The sequence below is a fragment of the Leeuwenhoekiella sp. NPDC079379 genome, assembly GCF_044542075.1.
GTDB lineage: Bacteria > Bacteroidota > Bacteroidia > Flavobacteriales > Flavobacteriaceae > Leeuwenhoekiella.
Genome location: NZ_JBITTU010000001.1, coordinates 407630 through 424441, shown reverse-complemented (window position 1 = coordinate 424441; position 16812 = coordinate 407630). Strand labels below are relative to the sequence as shown.

Here is a 16812-nt window from a genome sequence, read left to right as displayed (position 1 = left end):
TATAACAATAAACAACTAAGATGGAAGTACAGGGAAAAGTAAAAATGGTAGGCGATACGCAAAGCTTTGGAAGTAATGGCTTTAGAAAGCGTGAGATTGTTGTAACTACTGAAGAGCAGTATCCTCAACATATTATGGTTGAGTTTGTACAAGATAAGACAGACTTATTAGATAGTTATAAGCCTGGTCAGAATGTGAAAATTAGTATCAATTTACGTGGTCGTGAGTGGGTAAATCCACAAGGAGAGACAAAATATTTCAACAGTATTCAAGGTTGGAGAATAGAGAATCTAGAAGGTTCTTCACCTGGTGCTGCAGGTATGCCTCCTGTACCACCAGCAGATCAATTTGAGCCTGCTTCAGATTTTGATGATGATGATCACGATGATTTACCATTTTAATCTAATTTTAAATTAATAAATAACCCCTGTAACTTTAAGGCTACAGGGGTTATTTCTTTGTAGTACCTTCAAAAAAATATGGCACTAAAATTGTAATTTGATTATTCTTGAATTAAAGGTTGTAAAATCAATCATAATTAAATTTAGACGCTATCATTTATATAAACGAACATCAGCCTTTTCCAGATTACAGCTATGCAGATGAGGATGGTTTGCTTGCTGTAGGGGCAAATTTATCTGTAGAGAGATTGTTAGATGCGTACTCTAAAGGTATTTTTCCGTGGTATAATGATGGTCAACCTGTTTTATGGTGGTCTCCAGACCCGCGAATGGTACTAAAACCTGCCGAAGTTCACATCTCAAAAACAATGCGTAAACTGCTGCGAGAAAAAGTATTTAAGGTCACTTATAATACCTGTTTTCTTGACGTGGTTTTAAATTGTAAACGCATAAAGCGAGATGGTCAAAACGGAACCTGGATAACTAATGAAATGTTAGAAGCATATCAAAAATTACACGAGATAGGCGTTGCAGAATCTGTTGAGGTATGGCAAAATGAAGAGCTCGTAGGTGGTCTATACGGTTTAAATCTAAAGGAAAAGCAACTATTTTGTGGGGAAAGTATGTTTGCAAAAGTGAGTAATGCCAGTAAGGTTGCACTCATAACGCTGGCGCAAAAACTTCAAAGAGAAGATTATAAATTAATAGACTGTCAAGTACATACAGAGCATCTGGAGCGTATGGGAGCTTCAGAAATAAGCAGAACTCAATTCTTATCTTATCTGTTATAAATCAATTTTTGCTGAAGTATATAAGAATACTCTGTTTGACTCGTCAATTAAAAAATCATCTTTTCTATATTCTATAGCAATCTGAAGTTTTGTCACAGCGTTTATTTTATTGCCAAGTGCGAGCGACAGTCGCTGATTAAAGTCTGGCTTTTCTTGAGCCTGAATACTGTATACGTTCTCAAAGTTAATGGCCGTGTAAAATTCACCCGTATCTAAACGCAAGCCCTGAAGCGGAAAATCAATGCCTAATCTATAGCGTAATCTATAGGCAGTTTCTCCTGTATACAATCGTTCTTCTAGCCTAAATCTGTGACCTATGCGGTATTGATTATAGGATCTCACGTAATTATACTGTTGTGTTAAACGCACTTCATTACTGCGTTCTGCATCAAAAAGTTCTCGGTTTCTATAGCGTAATCCTAAACTAAAACTACCGTAGAAACCACTTTGGTAGGTCGTAAAATGTGATAATTCTAAATGCTGTACTGTGTAAGCTTCCTCAGATGTAGGAAAGGTATTGCGATTAGTAAACTCAAAATTAAAACTCCATCTTGTTTCTGGATTGTAATTTAAGGATACCTCGTGCTGGTTTAAAAATTCTGTATTTTGACTAAGAACGCACAGAGGGAAGAGAACTGCTAAAAAGAGGAATCTAGAATAATAAAAAGTCATACGGTTGTCTCACTACTTCACGCGATCTTAGAAGATTACCATTTTGGTCAAATGTCATTTCAAATCGCTCTAATTTATTGGCTGTGGTTTTTGTGGCTACAATTAATTCCCAGGCATCAGGATTGTTGGGAACAGTATTCTCAAACGTATTATTGGGTTTATATTGTGCTTGAATTTTTTCAATTCTATGCCGTTCAAAGGTAGTGTTTAGATAGTTCTCAATGGGTTTTAATGCACTTCCTATTTCTTGTATTGAAATTTCGACCTCAACATCCTCGAGTTTACCGTTCTCATTAAACTCTACACTATATAGATATCCTTTAGATTTAAATTTAGACTCAAAGCTAGTCGCAGCACCATCTATTTCTTTATAGTAACGCATCTTTTGCTTTTCTATTTTAAGATTTTCAATATAGTTTAAGGCTTCCGCAGGCATTTGTTGAGCATCAATTTTTTGCTCGTATTCCTGTTTTATTCCTTGTGCATTTAGCGCACTAAAACCAGATATTAAGATGAAAAATATTAGCTGCCTCACGGGTTTAATTCTTTGATTTGATTATATCTAAAACAAGTTATCTCATGATCATTTACCATTCCTGTAGCTTGCATATGCGCATAAATAACGGTAGAGCCTGTAAATTTGAATCCACGTTTTTTTAAATCTTTAGATAGTGCATCACTAACAGCTGTAGTTGGGGGAGCTTCTTTATAATTTAGAACTGCATTTTGTATCGGCTTATGATCTACGAAATTCCAGATGTATTTTGAAAACGTGCCAAATTCTTCCTGAATTTTAATAAATGCTTTTGCGTTAGAAACAGTAGCTTTAATTTTTAGCTTATTTCTAATTATCCCGGGATTATTCATAAGCTCTGCTAACTTTTCATCGGGATAGTTAGCAATCTTTTTGTAATCAAAATTATCTAGCGCTTCGCTAAAGTTTTCGCGCTTGCGTAAAATAGTAATCCAGCTTAAACCTGCCTGAAAGGTTTCTAATATTAGAAATTCAAAAAGTGTTGCTTCATCATATACAGGAACTCCCCATTCAGTATCGTGATACGCCTCATAGAGCGCATCTCCTGTGCACCAGCCACATCTTTGAATTGTCATATATCTAATTTATCTAATTATTTAAAGATAAACATTTATAATCATGACATTTTACAGATGTAAGTTAAGTTCTGAAATACCGACTTTTTTGAAATGAGTTTAAATCCTATCGAAGTTCAGGAATTTGCAAAGCAGGCTGCTATAGACGGTTTGACCTATGCAGATTATCGCATATTGGTTGCAAAACATGTAGTCTCTTTTACTAGCACGGGTCATACCCAATCAGAAGCACTGTCAAATTATACGGTGCTTAATGATAAGCGTATGAAGCGCTGGGATAAAACATTACGAATTACTCAAGATCAAGAACTACAAATAAAAATGTTTAACAGACCGTTAAACTGGCTTGTACTTTCTGAAAGCTGGTGTGGCGATGCACCACCGGCACTTGCCGTTATGAATCGTATTGCAGAATTACAACCTGCTATTAATTTTAAAGTAATTCTGAGAGATGATCATCCTCAATTGATGGATGCTTTTCTAACAAACGGAGCGATGTCTATTCCTAAATTAATTGTTCAGGATGCTCTTACTCAAAAGATTTTAACAACCTGGGGATCACGTTCTGCAGCGGCTCAAAAATTAGTTGATGACCATAAAGCGCAGTTTGGTGAGATTAAACCTTCATTTAAAGAAGAGTTGCAATTGTGGTATAATAAAGATAAAGGGATGTCTATACTCTCAGAACTACTGTTGATATTAAGCGCTCTTAACCTTGAAACTCAAAAGTTATAGTGCCTAATTGAGAAGGTCTGGGGCTGTCATTAAATATCGCCTGTTGCGCATACTCTAAGGCCTGATCAAGTAGGCAGCCATTTGTTGTTGTAGAAGCCGCTTTATTAAAATAAACCTTACTCACGCTGCCCAGATTAGTTACTTCAATATTAATAACCACTTTTCCTGTGGCGTCGCATGTATATACCGGGTTAGGTATTTTAATGGCATTACGATCATTTAGGTGATAGGTGACAGTGCTGCGTCTGTAGCTTGAGGTATTTACTTTAGAAACCTCTTTTGAGGTGCTACTTTCTCCAGCAGACTGTTTTTCTTTTCGTTTTTGCTTTAATAAAGCGATACGCTGTTGGTAATCTGGGAATGACTCATCGTCCCCGTCGTTATCTTCTGAAGGATCAGCTGTTTCAGAGTCTGTTTTTAAAGCATTGTCAACCTGATTTTGCTGACTAAAAAATCTATTTGCCTCACGCACCAGCCTGTTACTACTTTGCGCTTGATTTGTCATTTTCTGACTAAGTTGTTGCGTTTCTTCAAGTTGCTCAAGTTGTTGCTCCTCTTCAGGAATATCTTGAATTATAGGAATTGGTATAAATTCTTCTACCTGTGAAGTATCATACGGGTTTATTGTCAAAAAGAAAAAAACCAGAACAAAGATGCTGGCACCGCTAAAGGTGATAAGCATTGCTTTATCTTCTGGTGATAATTTCATAACTGTAAAAATACAAAAACGCAGCGTGCGTTGCTGTTAAACAAAACGGAAGAACCTCGTGCTAATTGTATGACTAATCTGCGTTATTTAAAGCGGCTTCAAAATCTTCAAGATTTGTAGCCTCTGTAACCGAATAAGCACCAATTTTTGTTCTGCGCAAAGCGGAAAGATGTGCCCCAGAATTTAAAGCTTTTCCAAAATCGTGAGCCAGCGAGCGTATGTAAGTACCCTTACTGCAGCTTACTTCAAAATCTACTTCAGGGAGTGCAATACGTGTTATTTTAAATGAAGAAATATGTACTTCACGTGTAGGTATTTCTACTTCTTCTCCTGCACGGGCAAACTCATAAAGGCGTTTACCTTCCTTTTTTAAAGCTGAAAAAACTGGTGGTTTTTGCTGAATGCTTCCTGTGAATTGTGCTGTTGTGGCATGTATTAATTCTTCGGTGATTTGTGAAGTAGGGAAGGTAGCATTTATTTCAGTCTCTAAGTCATAAGATGGTGTGGTAGCACCAAGAACAAATGTTCCTGTATATTCTTTTTCCTGCCCCATAAACTCCTCAATACGCTTAGTAAACTTGCCGGTGCAAATAATAAGCAATCCTGTAGCCAGAGGATCTAAAGTGCCTGCGTGACCTACTTTGATTTTTTTAATATTAAATGTTTTGCGTATTAACCACCGCGCCTTGTTAACCAGCTGAAACGAGGTCCAGTTAAGCGGTTTGTCAAAAAGCAAAACCTGTCCTTCTTTGAAGTCTTCTTCGGTAAACTGCATAATGATTTTGTGAAATGCTATTAAAAAATAGAGTTAAAGGTTAGAATACCCAAAACCTACTGCAATAATTCCTACCACTAGGCAGTAAATTGCAAAATATGAAAGCTTACTCTTTTTAACGAGTTTAATCATCCAGGTACAAGCTACGAGGCCACTTAAAAATGCTGCAATAAACCCAATAGAAAGTGCTGTAAAATTACCAGAGTCTGTAGTTATTTCACCTCCCAAAATATCTTTAGCTATTTTTCCAAATATTAAAGGTACCACCATTAAGAATGAAAATCTGGCAGCTTTAGCTTTGTCATTTCCTAATAAAACCGAGGTAGAAATTGTAGCGCCACTTCTTGATATACCGGGAAGCATTGCTATTGCCTGTGCAATACCTATCACAACAGCGTTGCGGTAACTTACGGGTTTTTGTGTGTCTTTTGCTTTATCAGCAAGCCATAATAAAAGTGCTGTAACTATAAGCATCATCCCTACCAGCAATATATTTCCACCAAAAAGGGATTCTAATTGCTCTTCAAAAAACAAACCGATAAGAACAGCAGGTATCATAGATAATATGATTTTGATCGCAAATTGAGATTCTTCATTCCATTTAAATTGAAATAAACCTTTTATGATATCAAAAATGTCTTTTCTAAATACAACCAGTGTACTCAAAGCTGTAGCAAAATGAAGTACTACGGTAAATAAAAGACTTTCTTCTGGTAGTGTATTATCCCCTAAAATAGCCTTACCTAATTCGAGATGACCACTTGACGATACCGGTAAAAATTCGGTAAGTCCTTGAATTATACCCAGTATTATAGCATCTATTATATCCATTTACTTGGTGTGCTTATCCTTAGGAAAAGTTTCAGAAACTTTATCTCGTGTTATTGTTGAAGATGAGTCTGGGTTCAATAAAATCGCATACACTTCTATCCCAAAACCTATTAATACTAAAGCAGGAGCTAGACGTATACGTCTCCAGTTGTAAATTTCCGGATTAAAAACGTTAGGATCGTCACTTCCACCACCAGACATTAATATAAAGCCCAATGCAATCACGCCAAGGCCTATAAGCATTACTTGATAATTTTTTTTCTTAAATATAAAGCTACTGCGGTGCAGTTCGTTTTCTTTTTTTCGTTTCTGTTCTCCCATTTCTCGTTAAGAGTTAAATGTTATTTATTATGCGTTAAAAGAGATTTTTTCTCCTTTCTCTCTTATCTAAAACCTTAAGTCTTAGATCTAATAGTAAAGCTCGTCTGTTCTTAAATTCAGGAAACGCTGTGTTGCTAAAAATGTACTAAACCAGGTTATGATAACACTAGCGGCAAATACACCTACAAATAAAATAGCTAAAATCATTTTATCGCGTAACAACTCAAGCTCTGGAAACGTCTCATTTAAGTAGTACAATACTGCTGCCATTCCGGCTAGTGCAATTATAGCACCTACCATCCCCAGTTTCATACTTAACCAGATAAAAGGCCTGCGTATAAAACCTTTTGTTGCACCCACCATTTGCATAGTTTTTATCGTAAATCGTTTAGAATAAACAGATAGGCGAATTGCGCTATTAATAAGCAATACCGCAATTAAAGTAAATACGCCGCTAATAATCACAATCCATAAACTAATTTTCTTGATGTTGTCATTGAGCAAAGAAATTAATGGCTGATCATAATTAACTTCTTCCACAAAATCTTTAGTCATCAATTCGTCAGCTATTTCTTTTACCTGAGCGGCAGAAACAAAGTCTGCTTTCATATACACATCTATTGAATTTTGTAGTGGGTTGTACCCTAAAAAATCCATAAAATTTTCACCTATTTCTTTACTATGTTCTTCTGCAGCTTCCTCTTTAGAGACAAATTGAGTAGATTTTGTGTAGTCTGCAAGCGCTAAGGTCTTTTCGAGCTGCTTCATTTCTACATCTTTTGCATCATCTTTTAGATATACCGTAAGTGCAATTTGCTCTTTAAAGTGATCTGCAACTTTCTTAGAGTTGAGCACTAAAAGGCCTAATAAACCCAGTAAAAACAGCACCAAAGCAATACTTAGAACCACCGAAAAATACGATGAAATCAATCTGCGGCGTTGAAATTTTTCAAAAGATGACGACATGAGGCTTACTAAAATTTTGCGTAAAAATACTAAAGTTCGTGCTTCTTAAACGCACCCTTTCTGCATTTTGTATTTTTAGTTTGTCTTTTTCAGAATAACAGCGTTCTTAAACAGATTTTAAATTTAAAATATAAATAGAAAACGATGAATATTCTTATATATGGTATAGGTGGTGTAGGCGGCTATTTTGGCGGAAAACTCACACAGACAAATCATAATGTAACCTTTATCGCTCGGGGTAAACATCTTAAATCAATACAAGATAACGGTTTACAAGTTGCTAGCTACAAAGGCGACTTTACTGCGGTTCCAGATCTTGCAACAGATGATTTGAGTATAATACCTACTCCAGACCTTGTAATTCTTGGTGTAAAATCGTGGCAGGTAAGTGAGACGATTAAAAAACTGAAACCTTATGTAACACCGGAAACGGTATTCTTACCCTTACAAAATGGTGCAGCAAATGCCGAAATGATTCTTGAAGTACTTCCTGAAGCGTCGGTTTTAGGTGGTTTGTGCCGCATAGTTAGTTTTGTAGATGGTGCGGGCAAAATTAAGCATCCGCATTTTGAGCCAAGTATTACCCTGGGAGAGATTGATGGAAGTCTTACAGATCGAGCAAAAAGAATCAAAGAAATGTTTGAGGAAGTGGGTGATGTAACAGTTCAATTAGTTGATAATATTCAAGTAGAGATCTGGAAAAAATTTTTGTTTATCTGTACTATTAGTGGTCTTGGTGGTTTAGTGCGTGTGCCTATGGGTAAAATTAGATCTAGCGACTACCTGTTTAATATGATGAAAGATACGGCTCAGGAGATTTTTAAGGTAGCAAAAGCCAAAGGTATTAATCTTACCGAAGCGCATATGAATTCTGTTTTTGAAGCCATACAAAATCAAGGGGCAGATGTTACTGCTTCTACACAGCGTGATATTATGGAGGGCAAGCCTAGCGAACTCGATAATTTTAACGGCTATATTGTTAGGGAAGGGAAACGTCTTGGGATTCCGGTTCCTATAAATGAGCTCATTTATGAATGCCTTAAACCTATGGAAAAAGAAGCACGATCGTAGCTTTATAGCTTTCGCGAAAGCAAAACACCAAATCCCTTTAAAATTGTAAATTTGCCGCCTATTATAACGCACCCTGTGCGCAAAGTAACACACGGCAATGAACTACGATTTTAACGCGATTGAAGAAAAATGGCAAAAGCACTGGAAAGTTAACGGTACTTTTGAAGCTCAAAATAACAGCGACAAGCCTAAATATTATGTGCTTGACATGTTTCCGTATCCTTCGGGAGCAGGCTTACACGTGGGGCATCCGTTAGGGTATATCGCCAGTGATATTTATGCGCGTTACAAGCGCCATCAAGGTTTTAATGTGTTACACCCACAGGGTTATGATTCATTTGGTTTGCCGGCAGAGCAATATGCCATTCAAACCGGGCAACACCCTGCTATTACGACTGAAACCAACATTGCACGCTACCGCGAGCAGCTTGATAAAATAGGTTTTTCATTTGATTGGAGTCGCGAAGTGCGCACTTCTGAGCCTGAGTATTACCGCTGGACGCAATGGGTTTTTATTCAGCTTTTTGAAAGTTGGTACAATAAAGAAACCAACAAAGCAGAACACGTAGACACCCTTATTGCAAAATTTGAAGCTAACGGAAATGCTTCAGTTAATGCCGTTTGTGATGAGGATATAGTATCCTTCACTGCTGAAGATTGGAAAAACGCTTCCGCGAAAGCGAAACAAGAAATCCTTTTAAAATATCGCTTAACCTACCTTGCAGAAACCGAAGTAAACTGGTGTCCTGCATTGGGAACGGTTTTAGCAAACGATGAGATTATAAACGGCGTTTCAGAACGTGGCGGACATTCTGTGGTGCGTAAAAAAATGAAACAGTGGAGTATGCGCATCAGTGCCTATGCACAGCGTTTACTAGATGGATTGCAAGATATAGACTGGCCACAGCCGCTTAAAGACTCACAAACCAATTGGATTGGGAGAAGTAAGGGGGCTTCAGTAGAATTTGCTATTAAAGACAGCGAAAAGAGTATATCTGTGTTCACAACTCGTCCTGATACTATTTTTGGGGTTACGTTTATGACACTTGCTCCAGAACTAGATTTGGTTAATGAGATTACCACTCCAGAGCAAAAAGCAGAAGTTGATGCGTATATAGCAGCAACTGCAAAACGCAGTGAGCGTGAGCGTATGGCTGATGTAAAAACTATTTCGGGAGCATTTACAGGAGCGTATGCAGAGCACCCATTTACCAAAGAGCCTATCCCGATCTGGATAGGAGATTATGTGCTTGCCGGTTATGGTACAGGGGCCGTAATGGCAGTTCCTTGTGGGGATCAGCGGGATTGGGATTTTGCAAAACATTTCAATATTCCTATTAAAAATATATTTGATGGGGTTGATATTAGTGAGCAGGCATACGCCGAAAAAGATAATACGCCGCTTAAAGATTCTGATTTCTTAAACGGATTGTCTTATAAACAAGCGCTTCCCAAAGCGATTGAAGCACTGGAAGAATTAGGGCAGGGAGAAGGCAAAATCAACTACCGCTTGCGCGACGCAGTTTTTAGCCGCCAGCGCTATTGGGGCGAACCGTTCCCGACCTATTATGTAGACGGAATGCCGCAAATGATCGCGCCTGAGCATTTGCCCATTCGCTTACCTGAAGTAGAAAAATATTTACCCACTGAAGAAGGTGAGCCACCTTTAGGCCGCGCAGATGTCTGGGCATGGGATGCTACTCAAAATAAGATTGTTAGCAATGAGAAAATTGATCATAAAACTATATTTCCTTTAGAATTGAATACGATGCCGGGTTGGGCAGGGTCAAGCTGGTATTTCTTCAGGTATATGGAGAAAGCTTTGCGTGATGAAGCTTTTGCGTCAAAAGAAGCGATGGACTATTGGCAGGATGTGGACTTGTACATTGGCGGTAGCGAACACGCTACCGGTCATTTACTATACAGCCGATTCTGGGTGAAATTTTTAAAAGACCGCGGTTTTGCACCGGTTGAAGAACCTTTTAAAAAGCTCATCAACCAGGGAATGATTTTGGGGGAAAGTGCGTTTATAAAAGTTTTGCAGTTTAATAAGGAATCATTTCACCCTAAGTTTGGGACTATGTCGGAGCCATTAGTGCCACAGTTTATAATTTCTCAAGAGGAATTACATCATAACCTTTTACCTGACGGTGATTTTAATGACTTACCGAAGAAATTGAAAGACGGTTATGATAAACATTTGAATGTCAAAATAAATACTGTTGAAGGGGAGAAACTTACTTACGGAGTTTTTAATTATAGGGTAGACGTTGATCTTGTAGACTTAAAAAATAATTTAGATATAAGAGAGTTTTTTGAAGATAAAAAATATTTTCAATTCTCACAGTCTCCATTATATTGCGAAAATGGTAGAGAGTTTGAAAATGGAGGAGACGTATACGTCGTATCCCGCGAAGTTGAAAAAATGTCTAAATCCAAATACAACGTGGTCAATCCCGATGATATTTGTGAGGAGTACGGCGCCGATACGCTGCGTATGTATGAGATGTTTTTAGGTCCGTTAGAACAGGCAAAACCCTGGAATACTGCAGGAATCACGGGAGTGCATAACTTCCTTAAAAAATTATGGAAGTTGTATCACACAGTAGATGCATCCGGAAACTTGGGAGACTTTGCGGTTTCAGAAGATGCTGCTTCTAAAGAGGCTATGAAAGTGTTGCATAAGACCATTAAAAAGGCTCAGGAAGATATTGAGAACTTCAGTTTCAATACTTCGGTTTCTACATTTATGATTGCGGTAAACGAACTTTCCGCATTAAAGTGCAACAGCAGAGAAGTGCTGGAGCCGTTGGCGGTGTTGATTTCGCCTTATGCGCCACACATTGCAGAAGAATTGTGGAGTTTATTAGGGCACAGCGAGTCTATCGCTACCGCGCCATTTCCAGAATTTGACGCAAAACATTTGGTAGAAAGTAGCAAAGAATATCCGATTTCATTTAACGGGAAAATGCGTTTTACAATGGAGCTTCCGCTAGATCTTTCTAAAGAAGAAATTGAAAAGGCAGTACGTGCACACGAGAAAACCCAGGAATATTTGGGTGGCCGCGAACCTAAAAAGGTGATTATTGTGCCGGGTAAGATTGTGAATTTTGTGGGTTAATCCCCCTAACCCCCAAAGGGGGATTTTTAAATTGAAAACTTGAAGATGTCACTTCGAGTGGCTGAAGTACAGCGGTAGCGGAGTTTCAGGTGTATCGAGAAGTCTCGAGAGTTCAAGTATTTCTCGTCAACGATACTTCTCGATACTATTTTTTCGAGCTCAGCCTCTCAAAAATCACTCGAAGTGACAGCGAAATACAATATTTAATTTCGGTAAAAATCTCGGAAAACGTAATTACCCGTCAAAACGACAGCTTTCGTTTTGGCTTATTTTTTGCTAATTAATGATTAGTTTTATACTACCTAAAATTTAAAGTTATGATGGGATATTATATTCTCATAGGTGCAATTGCACTGGTGAGTTGGTTAGTGAGTAATAAATTAAAAAGCAAGTTTAAAGAATACTCACAAATACATTTACAAAATGGTATGAGCGGTGCAGAAATTGCCCGTAAAATGCTTAGTGATAATGGGATTAGTGATGTAAAAGTAATTTCGGTACAAGGCCAGTTAACAGATCATTACAATCCTACAAACAAAACGGTTAATTTAAGTGAGGCGGTTTATAATCAGCGTAATGCAGCGGCAGCTGCAGTAGCGGCGCACGAGTGTGGGCACGCGGTGCAACACGCACAAGCTTACAGTTGGTTAACTATGCGATCAACTTTAGTACCGGTTGTGAGTGTGGCTTCTCGTATGTCTATGTTTGTAATTATAGGAGGCTTTGTTTTAATGTCAATTATAAGTAGTGGAGTAGGTTTTACCGTGGCTGTAATAGGTCTTGGGCTATTTGCAATGGGAACATTATTTGCCTTTATTACGTTGCCCGTAGAATATGATGCTAGTAATCGTGCCTTGGCCTGGTTAGAATCATCTAATATGTTGACCAGTCAGGAACACGCAGGAGCTAAAGATTCTTTAAAATGGGCAGCACGTACGTATGTGGTAGCTGCGATAGGATCGCTGGCAACTCTATTGTATTTCGCATTACAGGTTTTTGGCGGAAGACGCTAGATTTAACTTGAAAACTATAACTAAAAAGCCGCAAACAGCTATTCTGTTTGCGGCTTTTTTATTGATGTATAAGCGAATTTAATCCATCACGCGAATTACAAAATAATTCTTCTTACCGCTTTGTAAAAGAATAAAGCGATTGTTGATTAAATCTTCTGCAGTAATGGTGTGACCGTCTGCTACTTTTTCCTGATTTACAGAAATTGAATTTTGTTTTAATGCGCGTTTTGCTTCTCCGTTAGACTTTAAAAATCCGGTTTTTTCAGAAAGAGCACTCACGATATCTAATCCTGCTTCAACTTCCCCACGGCTAATTTCCGCTTGCGGTACACCTTCAAAAACATCTAAAAAGGTTTTCTCATTAAGTGCTTTTAAGTTTGCAGCTGTAGATTTTCCGAAGAGAATTTCTGACGCTTTTACGGCATTTTCAAGATCTTCTGCGCTGTGTACTGTGAGTGTCACCTCTTCAGCAAGACGCTTTTGTAAAGCACGTTGATGAGGTGCTTCTTGGTGGGTTGCAATTAGGTTTTCAATCTCTTCCTTTTCTAAAAAGGTAAAAATCTTAATGTATTTAGCGGCGTCTTCATCGCTGGTATTTAACCAGTATTGGTAAAATTTATAAGGAGAAGTACGCTCAGCATCTAGCCATACATTGCCACCTTCACTTTTACCAAACTTGCTTCCGTCTGATTTTGTGATAAGCGGGCAGGTAAGTGCATACCCTTTACCCTCGCCTATACGGCGTATCATTTCGGTACCCGTAGTGATATTTCCCCACTGGTCACTACCGCCCATTTGAAGGGTAAGACCGTGTTCTTTATACAAATGATAAAAGTCATAACCCTGAACTAACTGGTAGGTAAATTCAGTAAAAGACATCCCATCGCCACGTGATTCAGAATCGCCAGATAACCGGTTTTTAACAGAATCTTTAGCCATCATATAATTTACGGTAATGTGTTTACCCACATCGCGAATGAAATCGAGGAAAGAAATATCTTTCATCCAGTCGTAATTATTTACCAATACGGCTTGATTTGCAGCACCCGAGGTAAAATCTAAAAACTGAGAAAGTTGGCCTTTTACACATTCCTGATTGTGGCGTAAGGTTTTTTCGTCAAGTAAATTACGCTCGCTAGACTTCCCAGAAGGATCACCTATCATACCTGTAGCGCCACCTACCAGCGCAAAAGGTTTATGACCGCAGCGTTGATAATGAGCCAAAATCATAATAGGAACCAGGTTCCCTATATGCAAACTATCTGCGGTAGGGTCAAATCCTACATAGGCAGAGCGCATTTGCTCCATAAGGTGTTCTTCGGTGCCCGGCATCACGTCGTGAATCATTCCGCGCCATTTAAGTTCTTCAATAAAATTGGTAATCATACGTGCTGTTTTCTGCAAATTAATTAGCCTGTAAATATAAAGATATTGCTTTAAGCATCGCGACTTGAACCCAAGAATATCGTTAACTTAGTGCCCATGATTTTAGTAACAGGAGGAACAGGCTTAGTTGGTTCGCATTTAATGTATGAATTGATCGCTCAAGGCGAAAAAAAAATACGTGCTACCTATAGAACCATAGAAAGTATTGAGCCCGTTAAGGATTTATTTAAATGGAAAGCTAAAGAGAACACGACACAAGCGGCGTTACTCTTTGAGTGTATAGATTGGGTAGAAGCAGATGTAATGGATATCCCTGCGCTTACTGAAGCATTTAATGAAATAACCTTTGTCTATCACTGTGCAGCCCTTATATCGTTTAATCCCAAAGATTTTGAAAGGCTACAAAAGATTAATGTAGAAGGCACAGCAAATGTGGTAAACCTTAGTATTAAAAATAAGATTAAAAAACTGTGCTATGTGAGTTCTGTTGCAGCATTAGGAGGTTCTAAAGCGGCAATAACAGAAGAAACCCATTGGGAAGCTAACAAAGAGAATAGCGTTTACAGCATTAGTAAATTTGCTTCAGAAATGCAGGTATGGCGAGGTACGCAGGAGGGTCTTAATGTAGTTACTATTAACCCCGGAATAATTTTAGGTGAAGGGTTCTACAAACAGGGTAGTGGTGTATTCTTTAAAAAAATTAAAAAGGGTCTTGATTACGTGGTTCCGGGTTCTTCTGGTTTTGTAGATGTTGTAGACGTGGTAAATGCTGTGATATTGTTGATGCGAAGCGAGCTGGTAAATGAGCGTTATATTCTAGTAGGTCATAACCTGAGTTTTCAGCAGGTGTTTGAGCAAATTGCAATTGCGTTGCAAGTAGCGCTTCCAACTAAAAAAATAAAAAAATGGCAATTAGAATTAGCCTGGCGTCTAGACTGGGTAGCAAGTTTCTTTGGTAAGAAGCGCCGTTTATTTAGATCTACTGCAGGATCTGCATATAAGCTGGTGGTATATGACACTACAAAATTAAAGTATCAACTAGATTTTAAGTACACCGCATTAGAGGAGACGATTAAGCGAGTTGCGACTCATTTTAATCGCCAATAGGAGCCAGCAGTGAGTCTTGTGCAGGTTCAATTTTTGAAAGGCTGTCTTTAAGTTGTACTTGTTTGCGTATAGAATCTCTTTTAAATTTAGATTCTACATTGCGAATGCTGTCTTGATCATTTTGTGCAAACTGAAGTTTATCGCGCTGCTCGGTAAGTCTTTTGCTTACTTCTTCCCAAATCGCTGTAAACTCATTAAAATTGACACTGTAGTAATTTATGCTTTCTGCAAACTGTAAACTGTCTATATCGTATTTTGTATAAATGAAGGAGTCTGGCTCAATACCCAGGCTTCGCATCTCATTCATATTGTACGTTCTAAGGGTACGCATAATCGAGACATCATACAAAATGTCTGTCATAAGATCTTTCTTGATAAAATTATCAGGCTTTTTAGGCTTCTGAATGTCGTTACAACTAAGCATTAGCAGTAGCGAGAGCATAACTATGTAGCCCGTTTTTTTCATCGGTTGAAAGTTAAACGCTTTGCAAATTTATCGTCATAAACTTTAAAGTTTTTGTATGCTAATCGACCATTTACAAAAGTATGTGTAATACGTGATTTAAAAGTGCTTCCTTCAAATGGAGACCATTTGCATTTATACACAATATTGTCTGTAGTAACCGTCCAGGGATTGTTAAGATCAACCATTACTAGGTCTGCAAAATAACCCGGTTTGATAAAACCGCGCTTTTCTACCTCAAATAGAATAGCTGGATTGTGGCACATTTTCTCAACAATTTTCTCGAGGCTTATTTTTTCTTCGTGATACATCTCTAGCATAGCCGGTAGTGCATGTTGCACAAGGGGACCACCACTAGGTGCTTTTGTATAAACGTTTTGTTTTTCTTCTAAAGTATGTGGTGCGTGATCTGTAGCGATAACATCTAAACGGTCATCAAGTAAGGCTTCCCATAATGCATCTTGATCTGCCTGAGTTTTTACAGCAGGATTCCATTTTATAAGAGTACCTTTTTCTTCATAATCTGCATCACTAAACCACAGGTGGTGTATGCAAACTTCGGCAGTAATTTTTTTATCTTTTAAAGGTGTTTTGTTATCAAACAGCTCCATTTCTTTTGCAGTAGATAAATGAAAAACATGAAGTCTGGCTCCTGTTTCTTTGGCTAAGGCAATTGCTCGAGATGAAGAAATATAACAAGCTTCTGCACTGCGTATAATAGGATGCATATTAATAGGAATATCATCACCATAACGCTCTGTGTAAATTGCTAAATTTTCACGTATAGTCGCCTCGTCCTCGCAATGTACTGAAATTAGAAGATCTGTACTTTTAAAAATTTCACGAAGAACCTCTTCATTATCTACCAGCATATTACCTGTAGAACTTCCTAAAAAGAGCTTTAAACCGGCAACTTTTTTCTTATCTACTTTTTTAATTTCGGCAAGATTGTCATTTGTACCTCCAAACATAAACGAATAGTTTGCGTGAGAAGTTTCTGCAGCAATGCTAAATTTCTCTTCTAGCTTTTCTATTGTAGTGGTTTGCGGCAGGGTATTAGGCATTTCTATAAATGAGGTGATACCGCCGGCAACAGCAGCAGCAGACTCTGTAGCTATAGATGCTTTATGCGTAAGACCGGGTTCTCTAAAATGAACCTGATCATCAATGACACCAGGTAATAAATGTTGCCCTTCGGCATCAAAAACGTGTACGTCCGGGCTTTTAACACTCAAATTCTGACTTACCTCTACAATAATACCATTCTCAATATACACGTCACCGCGCATAATAGAGCCTTCATTAACTATGTTTGCGTCTTTAATTAGTACTTTTTCCAT

Annotated in this window: 18 protein-coding genes; 7 read left to right on the top strand and 11 right to left on the bottom strand. The window is 38.0% G+C overall.

The features are described from left to right. Positions 1-20: 20 nt before the first annotated feature. Together ACIGAM_RS01785 and aat are read left to right on the top strand one after the other, a co-directional pair. On the top strand, positions 21-401 hold the full coding sequence (locus tag ACIGAM_RS01785; RefSeq protein WP_396509749.1) for a DUF3127 domain-containing protein: 381 nt from the start codon (positions 21-23) through the stop codon (positions 399-401). Positions 402-553: 152 nt separating this feature from the next. Next, positions 554-1192 carry a leucyl/phenylalanyl-tRNA--protein transferase gene (gene aat, locus ACIGAM_RS01780; RefSeq protein WP_396510081.1) on the top strand — a complete coding sequence of 213 codons (639 nt, stop codon included), beginning with the start codon at positions 554-556 and terminating at the stop codon, positions 1190-1192. Here the strand turns inward: aat and ACIGAM_RS01775 are convergent. Genes ACIGAM_RS01775 through ACIGAM_RS01765 form a run of 3 tightly spaced genes read right to left on the bottom strand, consistent with a single transcriptional unit; the run spans position 1187 to position 2974 of the window. Beyond that, positions 1187-1864, bottom strand: a complete 678-nt coding sequence (locus ACIGAM_RS01775; RefSeq protein ID WP_396509748.1) for a DUF2490 domain-containing protein — start codon at positions 1862-1864, stop codon at positions 1187-1189. The two genes, aat and ACIGAM_RS01775, sit on opposite strands and share 6 nt — an antisense overlap. Further along, positions 1845-2399 carry a hypothetical protein gene (locus ACIGAM_RS01770; RefSeq protein WP_396509747.1) on the bottom strand — a complete coding sequence of 185 codons (555 nt, stop codon included), beginning with the start codon at positions 2397-2399 and terminating at the stop codon, positions 1845-1847. The genes ACIGAM_RS01775 and ACIGAM_RS01770 overlap by 20 nt, the downstream gene beginning before the upstream one ends. Beyond that, on the bottom strand, positions 2396-2974 hold the full coding sequence (locus tag ACIGAM_RS01765) for a DNA-3-methyladenine glycosylase I (protein ID WP_396509746.1): 579 nt from the start codon (positions 2972-2974) through the stop codon (positions 2396-2398). The genes ACIGAM_RS01770 and ACIGAM_RS01765 overlap by 4 nt, the downstream gene beginning before the upstream one ends. 93 nt (positions 2975-3067) lie before the next feature. On the opposite strand from ACIGAM_RS01765, the gene ACIGAM_RS01760 reads away from it, so the two are divergent. Beyond that, the gene (locus ACIGAM_RS01760; protein ID WP_396509745.1) at positions 3068-3709 is read left to right on the top strand and encodes a thioredoxin family protein; all 642 of its coding nucleotides are present in this window, start codon (positions 3068-3070) and stop codon (positions 3707-3709) included. On the opposite strand, the gene ACIGAM_RS01755 is transcribed toward ACIGAM_RS01760, so the two are convergent. From ACIGAM_RS01755 to ACIGAM_RS01735, 5 genes are all read right to left on the bottom strand, one after another. Further along, positions 3684-4418 (bottom strand): hypothetical protein, encoded by a 735-nt coding sequence (locus tag ACIGAM_RS01755; RefSeq protein ID WP_396509744.1) that lies wholly within the window; start codon positions 4416-4418, stop codon positions 3684-3686. The genes ACIGAM_RS01760 and ACIGAM_RS01755 overlap by 26 nt on opposite strands. A 73-nt stretch (positions 4419-4491) precedes the next feature. Continuing rightward, complete coding sequence (gene truB, locus ACIGAM_RS01750; protein ID WP_396509743.1) at positions 4492-5193, bottom strand: tRNA pseudouridine(55) synthase TruB; 702 nt, start codon at positions 5191-5193, stop codon at positions 4492-4494. A gap of 33 nt (positions 5194-5226) precedes the next feature. Further along, positions 5227-6024, bottom strand: coding sequence for an undecaprenyl-diphosphate phosphatase (locus ACIGAM_RS01745; protein WP_396509742.1), 798 nt, complete (start codon positions 6022-6024; stop codon positions 5227-5229). Continuing rightward, complete coding sequence (locus tag ACIGAM_RS01740; RefSeq protein ID WP_396509741.1) at positions 6025-6345, bottom strand: DUF3098 domain-containing protein; 321 nt, start codon at positions 6343-6345, stop codon at positions 6025-6027. Positions 6346-6432: 87 nt separating this feature from the next. Beyond that, on the bottom strand, positions 6433-7311 hold the full coding sequence (locus tag ACIGAM_RS01735) for a cell division protein FtsX (RefSeq protein ID WP_396509740.1): 879 nt from the start codon (positions 7309-7311) through the stop codon (positions 6433-6435). Positions 7312-7455: 144 nt separating this feature from the next. Between ACIGAM_RS01735 and ACIGAM_RS01730 the strand changes: the two genes are divergently transcribed. The 3 genes from ACIGAM_RS01730 to ACIGAM_RS01720 all read left to right on the top strand — a co-directional run bounded on the left by ACIGAM_RS01730 (position 7456) and on the right by ACIGAM_RS01720 (position 12516). Continuing rightward, positions 7456-8382, top strand: a complete 927-nt coding sequence (locus ACIGAM_RS01730; RefSeq protein ID WP_396509739.1) for a ketopantoate reductase family protein — start codon at positions 7456-7458, stop codon at positions 8380-8382. Between the two features lie 97 nt (positions 8383-8479). Further along, positions 8480-11503 carry a leucine--tRNA ligase gene (locus tag ACIGAM_RS01725; protein ID WP_396509738.1) on the top strand — a complete coding sequence of 1008 codons (3024 nt, stop codon included), beginning with the start codon at positions 8480-8482 and terminating at the stop codon, positions 11501-11503. Between the two features lie 317 nt (positions 11504-11820). Then, positions 11821-12516 (top strand): zinc metallopeptidase, encoded by a 696-nt coding sequence (locus ACIGAM_RS01720; RefSeq protein WP_396509737.1) that lies wholly within the window; start codon positions 11821-11823, stop codon positions 12514-12516. Between the two features lie 78 nt (positions 12517-12594). Here the strand turns inward: ACIGAM_RS01720 and tyrS are convergent, their stop codons facing one another. Continuing rightward, positions 12595-13902, bottom strand: coding sequence for a tyrosine--tRNA ligase (gene tyrS / locus ACIGAM_RS01715; protein WP_396509736.1), 1308 nt, complete (start codon positions 13900-13902; stop codon positions 12595-12597). 96 nt (positions 13903-13998) lie between these two features. Between tyrS and ACIGAM_RS01710 the strand changes: the two genes are divergently transcribed. Next, entirely contained in the window at positions 13999-15009 is a 1011-nt protein-coding gene (locus ACIGAM_RS01710) for an NAD-dependent epimerase/dehydratase family protein (protein WP_396509735.1), read from the top strand. On the opposite strand, the gene ACIGAM_RS01705 is transcribed toward ACIGAM_RS01710, so the two are convergent. Together ACIGAM_RS01705 and ACIGAM_RS01700 are read right to left on the bottom strand one after the other, a co-directional pair. Continuing rightward, positions 14996-15475 (bottom strand): DUF4296 domain-containing protein, encoded by a 480-nt coding sequence (locus tag ACIGAM_RS01705; protein ID WP_396509734.1) that lies wholly within the window; start codon positions 15473-15475, stop codon positions 14996-14998. The genes ACIGAM_RS01710 and ACIGAM_RS01705 overlap by 14 nt on opposite strands. Continuing rightward, the gene (locus tag ACIGAM_RS01700) at positions 15472-16812 is read right to left on the bottom strand and encodes a dihydroorotase (RefSeq protein ID WP_396509733.1); all 1341 of its coding nucleotides are present in this window, start codon (positions 16810-16812) and stop codon (positions 15472-15474) included. The genes ACIGAM_RS01705 and ACIGAM_RS01700 overlap by 4 nt, the downstream gene beginning before the upstream one ends.